At 52.2% G+C, this 8,394-nt stretch carries 3 protein-coding genes; all 3 read right to left on the bottom strand.

Translation table 11 applies throughout. The features are described from left to right. Positions 1–26: 26 nt before the first annotated feature. Genes ACJJI5_RS12175 through ACJJI5_RS12165 form a run of 3 tightly spaced genes read right to left on the bottom strand, consistent with a single transcriptional unit; the run spans position 27 to position 8,384 of the window. A complete protein-coding gene (locus ACJJI5_RS12175) occupies positions 27–6,665 on the bottom strand; it encodes a non-ribosomal peptide synthetase (RefSeq protein ID WP_445354147.1) in 6,639 nt (2,212 codons plus the stop codon). Further along, entirely contained in the window at positions 6,643–8,058 is a 1,416-nt protein-coding gene (locus ACJJI5_RS12170) for an isochorismate synthase (protein ID WP_445354146.1), read from the bottom strand. The genes ACJJI5_RS12175 and ACJJI5_RS12170 overlap by 23 nt, the downstream gene beginning before the upstream one ends. Beyond that, positions 8,055–8,384, bottom strand: a complete 330-nt coding sequence (locus ACJJI5_RS12165) for an isochorismate lyase (protein ID WP_444908227.1) — start codon at positions 8,382–8,384, stop codon at positions 8,055–8,057. The genes ACJJI5_RS12170 and ACJJI5_RS12165 overlap by 4 nt, the downstream gene beginning before the upstream one ends. Positions 8,385–8,394: the final 10 nt, after the last annotated feature.

The following is an 8,394-nucleotide window of genomic DNA, read 5'->3' as shown; positions in this document are numbered from 1 at the left end:
GCTGAAAAATAAAATTGCCAACAAGCTCATATCACACCCTCTTCCACCGTATCGGGATCAACATCCACTAGCGGTTTCATTGCACTTAGGGCACCGGCAACATCTGCCAGTCTCGGAGAGGCGAATAAACGTCTGAGGGGAAGCAGCAAGCGGTGTTGCTGTTTTAAGCGGTCGATAAACCGGGTGGCCAATAAACTATCGCCACCCAATTCAAAGAAATTTTGATCGCGGTTTATCGCTGGCAGGTTAAGAAGTTCCTGCCAGATCAGTGCGACCAGGCGCTCGTTATCTGTTGCCAGCTCAGCCGCTTTTTCCTGTTGCGGTTTTTCCACCGCATGCACGAGCTTTAATACTGAAGCCCGATCCAATTTGCCGTTTGCACTCAAGGGCATTTCCGGCAAGGTCACAATGAAATCCGGGACCATATAAGACGGAAGATGGTGGCGAAGGTACTCGCGCAAGTCATCAGTACTAAAAGTTGGTGGGCATTCGGGTGCGAGCACAACGGCAGCGACCAGCTGTTGTTCTTCTGTGGTTAGCACCAGCGCGCGCTGCACAAACATCTGACGATTAAATACGGTTTCGATTTCACCCAGCTCTATGCGATGGCCACGGACCTTCACCTGGCTATCGGCGCGCCCCAAAAATTCCAAGCATCCATTCGGCCAGTAGCGTCCAAGATCCCCTGTGCGATACCAGCGCTCACCATCGACCGTAACAAAGCGCGCTTCGGTCAACTCGGGAGCCGCGCGATAGCCCATGGCGACACCATCACCACCGATCCACAGCTCACCCGTTGTCCAGTCAGGGCAGTCGCGCCCCTGGGCATCCACCACCCTGAATTTCTGGTTAGCCAGGGGGTATCCGTACGGGATCGAGTGCCAGCTTGGGGCAACGTCTATAACTTCAAAACTGTTGGACCAAATAGAAGCTTCCGTGGCGCCACCCAGTGCGATAAAACGGCATTCGGGCTGTACTTGTTTTAAGCGCTGGGGTAAATCCAGGCCAATCCAATCGCCGGAATTTAATACCAAACGCAATTTGCCAGGCGGTGTACCTGCACCGACAGTGAGTAACATATCCAGTAGCGCCGGTACCGTATTCCAGATGGTGATGCCGTAGTGACATACCCGTTGATGCCAGCACTCGGCATCCCGCCGGTCCTCTTCATCAATCAATACCAGCGCACCACCGACAGATAGCAGTCCGATAATATCGAAAACAGAGAGGTCAAAATCCAGGGCTGAAATGGCCAGTACACGATCATTTTCATCAACAGAGAAACGTTCGTTGATATCCGCAATGGTATTCCAGGCGGCACTGTGACTGACTTCGACGCCCTTGGGTTCGCCCGTGGAGCCGGAAGTGAAAATGATATAAGCCAGTTGCTCAGGTTCTGTTGCAATAGGCTCAGAAATCGGTTCACCAATAGGAGTGAACTGTTCGGCCTGATGAATTGCACTTTGGTCGAGTACCACTTTTACATCGGCACGGCGCAACATTGACTCGCGCCTGGCCTTCGGTTGATCGATACCAACAGGCAAATAAGCAGCTCCCGCTGCGAGTACCCCCAAAACAGCGGCAATCTGGTCGGGTCCTTTCGGCAGGTTAACGGCCACCACCTCGGCAGATGAAACCTGACTTTCCAATAACCAGGCAGCGATACGCAAAGCACGCTCTGCCAGGACGCCATAACTCAGGGAATTATCGTCACCCCAATATAAGGCGATATTGTCGGGATTCGCTTTTGCTTGCTGGAAAAATCGCTGCGACAAATTATCTGTTGGGTCAATTGCGGTACGCTTTTCAAGCTGGGTTCTCAATTCCCGTTGAGACTTGGGTAATAAATCAGGCGGTGTGGAATCCCATTCAGCGTCACCCGTCCATTGGAGCAAGCCGATATAGGCCTGGAACATTTCCGCGCACATCCCCTCAGGGAAAAGCGCTTCGACCACATCCCAATTTAAGAAAACGCCTCCCTCGACTTCGACCACCTGGTGATCCAACCAGACTTGCGGCGTTTGTGTCAGGGCCCAGATGGGTTCCCGCAGAGGCCCATCCTCCGGTGCCGCTGTGCCACCGGGAATACCCAGTGCACTGGTGAAGACCACGGGCATTGTGGCTTCCGCGTCGCTCTGTCGGCGGGCTAATTCCCGCATCAAGCTAACACTGGAAATATCGCGATGTTCCAGGGCCGCGCCAACTTCCCCTTGTATTTTTTTCGCTCGCACCAACCAGCTGTCACCGGCCTCAGGTCGGTAACCCACCAGGGTCAGGGAGGTGAAATCCCCCATTACCCGATAGATATCTGGATGAACTTCACGGCGATCAAACAGGGTAAGGTTCAAACTCAGGTCAGGGCGACTGCTCCAACGACTAAGCACCTCGGCAAAAGCTGTTAGAAGCAGACTTGATGGAGTGATTCCCTGCTCAGCCGCGCGCGCAACCAGGTTTTGCCAGGTCCGCTTATCAATATGCTGTTGATGGCGCACAAAGTGCGGGCGCTCAATGGATGCCGGCTCCCGCACTATGGGCAGCTGAGGCGCGGGAGGCAGCTCCGATAATTTGTGTTGCCAAAATGTTTTTGCGGCAGCCAGGGGACCTTCGGCAAGATCACTATCAAATACTGCGGTAGTTTGCGGCAATACATTGCGCACATAGTCGCGGAAAGAGAGTTCGATAGAAGGTAGATGGGTTTCAGGGCTTTGATAAAGAATATTTAACTCACGATAAAACAGCAGAATACTGAAGGCATCGAGAATCAAATTATCCAAACCGATAGCCAATCGGGTATTGCGCCCACAGCGCACAGCACGGACATCAAACAGTGGCCACCGGCTGGGCTCAAACACCTGCTCAGCGCACTCCTGTCGCAGTTGAGCAAAAGCAGAAGCTGGATCGCGGTCTACCTCTGTAACATCAATGGAAAATCTCGGCACATCGGCAAGGATGCGCTGACGACCTTCACTGTCGAATACAGCCCGCAGCATTTCATGGCGGGCAATCATCGCATTTAGTGCAGACTCCAAACGCTCCAGATCGAGATCAACAACGTCGTATTCGCGATAAAAATGACAACCGATACCACCCAAAACAAATTCCGGGTCCCTTCCCAGCCAATAGGCCCGCTGGACATCGGTAGGTTCAAAAGCGGCGTACCGATTGGCCTTATCCGATTGCCAGGGTGTAACAGTAATTTCGGTAGTGTCTTTATTTCGCTGTGGGTTCTCAGTTGGATCTTGAACTAATGTCGCAGCAAAGTCGGCCAAGCTGGGCTGGCTAAATAATTCCGACAGTGTGACACCTTCAAAGCCAGACTCGCGCAGATCTCGCACAACACGGGTTGCTAACAGGGAGTCACCTCCAAGTGCGAAGAAGTTATCGTCCCGGGCTATATCATTAACATCGAGGAATTTGCACCAGGCGGCAGCCACCTGCTGCTCTAATTTACCTTGCGGTGGGTTCTGCTTTGTCTGGTACTGCGACAGGGATTCATCGGCAAACTGCTGTAAACCGCCGCGATCAACTTTGCCATTGGCGGTAAGCGGTATTTCAGTGAGACACCAAAGCTCACTGGGCAACATGGCGCTGGTCAATCGTTGACTCAGGAACTCCCGCAAATCGTTCAAAGGTTCCTGCAACTGCTGCAAATCAACAAAGCACTTTTCTGGATTTATATTCCCTTGCGATAATTTGGATTCCAGAACGACAACCGCAACCACACCTCGCTGAGTCAGCAGTGCGACCGCTTGCGCAATCCCTTTGTGCGCAGTCAGTGCCGCTTCAATCTCGCCGAGTTCAATGCGGTGTCCGCGCACCTTGACCTGATTATCGGCGCGGCCCAAAAACTCCAGGCACCCGTTCGGCCAATAGCGGCCCAAGTCTCCGGTGCGGTACCAGCGCTCGCCTTCGTCTGTCACAAAACGGGCTGCGGTGATATCGGGAGCACCGCGATACCCCAAAGCAACGCCAGCACCACCGATCCATAACTCCCCTGTCACCCAGTCAGGGCAATCACGCCCCTGGGCATCCACCACTCTGAATTGCTGGTTGGCCAAAGGGTAACCATAGGGAATAGATCGCCAAGAGGAATCAACTTCTTTGACTTCAAAATTGTTCGACCAAATAGAAGCTTCGGTGGCCCCGCCCAAAGCGATAAAGCGGCAACCTGGGTTTACGCGCTTTAATCGTTCCGGCAGGTCAAGGCTGATCCAGTCGCCAGAATTTAATACCAGGCGCAGCTCCCCAGCTGGGGTATTACCACCCGTGGTCAGCAGCATATCCAAAAGCGCCGGCACCGTATTCCACACAGTAACGCCATGCTGGCACACCAGCTGATGCCAGCGCTCAGCATCCCGCCGGGATTCCTCTTCAACCAATACCAATGCACCGCCGGCGGACAAGAGCCCAAAAATATCGTAAACGGAAAGGTCGAAATCCAATGCTGATACGGCGAGCACTCGATCATTTTCGTTAACCGAAAAGCTCGTGTTAATGTCCGCTATTGTGTTCCAGGCACTCCCGTGACTAATTTCTACGCCCTTGGGTTCACCGGTAGAGCCGGAGGTGAAAATGGTATAGGCGAGACCTTTGGCCTCTCCCACGACAGGCTTGGATAAAGGCGCGACACCGGAGAGCACAGACAAGTTATCTATAACCAGCTTGGCTCCAGCAAGCTTTATCACGCGCTCTCTACGTAGCGGTGGCTGGTCTATACCCAGCGGCAGATAAGCCGCTCCTGCCGCTAATACGCCCAAGGCTGCAATAATCTGCTCCGGTCCCTTGGGTAATAAAATACCGACCAAATCACCGGGCTCAACGCCTTGAAGCTGTAAATACGCGGCCATCGCCAAAGCACTGTGGGCCAACTCCCCGTAACGGATTTGATCACCGCTCCAATAGAGAGCCACTGCTTCTGGGCAGTTTTTGGCATTGCTAAAAAAATGTTCGTGTAATTGGTGAGGCTGGTATGGCTTGGCTGTGGAATTTACCTGCTGGCGCTGCTGCTTTTGTTCCGCTGGCAGCAGCGATGGTATCGGCTGGGCCCAGAATTCCGGGCTGCCGATCAGGCATTCCAGTAACTGCGTAAAGGCGGCAAACATGCCATCCAGGACGCCGGGAGCAAAAGCAGCTTCCCGCGCATCCCAGTTTACGGACAGGCCACCTTTGAGTTCCATAACCTGTACGTCCAGCCACACTTGTGGCCCTTGGGAGATAATCCAATTGACATCTCCAAAGGCACTCCGAACTGACTCGCCAAATAATTCTCCCAACCCAAGCGCACTGGTAAAAACAACCGGCGCAAACACCGTTTGTCCCTGTTGCCTGCTGAGGTCACGCAGCACCTCTACGCCGGAATAACTCCCGTGCGCTACATCCTGACGGAAGTTGTGTTGTAAACGCTGTGCACGCTCAACGAAGGTTCCACTCTGGCTGCCCTGCCAGGCAAGCAAGATCGAAGAAGTAAAGTCTCCTACCAGAGAGTTGACATCCCGGTGCAGGGATTCCCGGTCGAACAGGGGGAGATTCAGCAGGAAATCTGACTCTTCGCTATAGGCCGTAAGCACTTCCGCAAGCGCCGCTGCCAAGGTCATGGATAAAGTAATACCGTGACGACTCGCAAATTCCGCTAGCTGGTTTTTCCGATCAGCAGACAGACTATAGTGGCGACGAACAACGCGACGAGTGTCTTTAGACTCAATACCTATTGCAGTGGGTAATTGAGGAGCACCAGTCAAATCTGCCAGGCGATCCTGCCAGTGTTCTTTGGCCTGCTGCTTCTCAGCTCGGCGCTCTTCCTTTGAGTGAAGAGCGCTGCGGTCAGCCTGGTAGCGCGGATAACTGTAATTAAGCGGAACCAGAGACTGTTCTGGTTCCAGGTAGAGCTTGGCCAAGTCATTCAGTAACACGCGCAGACTAAAGGCATCTGCAGCTACCATATCCAGATTAATATGTAGGCGTGTGCCGCCAGCTTTTAATTCAGCAGGTAACATTGAGAGCTGTACATCAAAAACCTCGCCCTGCGATATATCCAGCTGCCGATGGGAGAGTTGCTCCCTAACAGCGATAAGACTCTGCTCCGCTTCTGCGGCAGCCTGATGCCTGAAATCATGAACCTTTAAACCGGGCCAGCTCACTTCTGCGGGAATCTGCTGTCGACCATCATCGAGGATTTGAACACGCAGCATCCCATGCCGCTCGAATAGGGAGCGCACAGCCTGTTCCAATCGATCAGGTACTACATCCTGACCATCAAACTCATGATAAAAATGTGCGGCAACGCCCCCTAAATATTGATTCGGGTCTCGTCCAATCCAATAGGCATGTTGCATCGGTGCCAAATCAAAGGGAGTGCCTTCATCAAAGGCTCCCGGCACAGATAAATGTTCACTGGTACTTTCTTCAGTTCCAGTAGCCAACTGAGGTAGAGAAAGCCAGGCTTCCAATTGAGGCACTGCAATAAGATCAGCAAATTTTACTTTGATCTTTTTCTGCCTTAATTGACCAGCTATCTTCATGATTTGTACTGAGTTGAGCCCCAGTGCAATTAAGTCAGCCTGCGGATGAATACCATTAATATCGGCATCAATAGCCTGACAAACTAAATCCTTTAACAAGCTGGCCGGGCTGATTGGCTCTAATTTATTCTGCGGCTTCGGCGACAAGAGATACGCTCCTTATTGCGTCTCGGATAACACGCATTTTGATGCAACTTTCACGATACTCGTGGGTAGGAAGGGAAGCCTCAACCAGGCCGCAACCGGCAAATAGTGTTACCGTGCCCGGAGTAATAAGTGCAGAACGCAGTGCAACAGCAAACTCCCCTTCCCCCTCGGCATTGAGCCAACCAACAGGTCCGGCATACCAACCGCGATCCAGGCCTTCATTTTCACGGATATACTTCAGTGCTTTTTTCCTCGGCAGGCCTCCCACCGCAGCACTGGGGTGTAAATCCGATAAGATATCCAACAGATTTACGCCATCTTTCACCAAGCCCTCTAGAGGCGTCAGCAAATGCTGAATTTGCTTTAATTTACAGAGTTGGGGCGGTTCTGGTTCCGCTACGCTGTGGCAGTATTTGCGCAAAATAGAAAGGAGATGTTGGACAACCAGGTCGTGTTCAAATCGGTCCTTATCGCTGTCAAGCAGAGATATCCCCAATTTATAATCAATTGCCGGATCTTTTCCCCGAGGTGCGCTACCGGCCAAAGCCACTGTGCTAATACGCCCGTCTTTACCAGCCGCTAAGCGCTCAGGCGAAGCCCCAAGAAAGCAACTTTTTCCGCGGGAAAAGGCAAATAAATAGGCATCGGGGTAAGATTCTTGTAAATATCCGAGAATACTTCCCGGGCAGCAATCCGCGCTCAGTGATTCAGAACGAGCGAGAACTACTTTTTGAAATTCGTTGCGCTTGATTGATTCGACCGCGCCTACTACACGCTGCTGCCAAGCCATTTGGCCTGCATAATTTTGGCTAAAATCAGACTCCATCGAAAACAAATTGTCATTCGCAGAAAGGTCAGAGCTACGAGACAAAATATGCTGCCACCGCGCCTTCAGCCGCTCCGCAGTCTGATTGCATTCTGTTTGATCGGTAACGATAAAATTCATTACCAGATAACTGCGATCCCCTTCACAGTAAAGGGTCAACTCGGGCAACGTAAGCGCCCCTGCGGGAAAGTCTTGCCACAAGGATGAGGAATCTTTTTGGCTATCAAAAGCAAACCCACCACACAAAACCGGCCGATGCCCCCCGCTTACCACAGCGGAGGACATCAATTTTTGCCAATTGGCTTGGATTTCAGACCAAGATTCCCCTGGGGCACAACTAAATTCACAGGCAGAGCCAAAGGTCACAGCATATTCATCTCTAGAGGGCACACCCCACAGAGACGCGAACCTTTCATGCTGATAGCCGGAGGCAAACAACCCTATTGGGTTGCGTCTATGACATGGAGATGAAAACGATGCCAGAACCTCTGGCTGTCCCTGGCTTACCCTGGACTTGGCTTCCTGCAAACAGGCTTCCAGGCCAGCATATTTAGAGCGGCCCTTCATACACCTTCCTCAACTGGCAAGCCGCGCTCAGCGCGCCAATGCAGCTTTTGCTGAGTGATAAACCAGCGAATAATCCCGGTAAAAAGCTGCTCTATATAATCTGCGGAAAGTTGTTCTTTCTCAGCCCAACGACGGCGGTCAATCAACATCTCCGCAACCCGGTCTGGAGCAGGAATACTCGTTTCATCCGGCTTGAACTGGGCTGCTGACAAAACATACCCCATACGCCGCTGCAACAGCCTGATGATCTCACGATCAATGGAATCGATACCTTGGCGGATCTCATTCAGATTTTCACACTCCATTGGTAGCTTCGTTGCTTGCATAGAAACTCCA

This window comes from Microbulbifer maximicatervae (SeqCode), from assembly GCF_052467955.1.
Note: the sequence above shows the minus strand (reverse complement) of the source record. Positions and strands in the feature narration are given on the sequence as shown.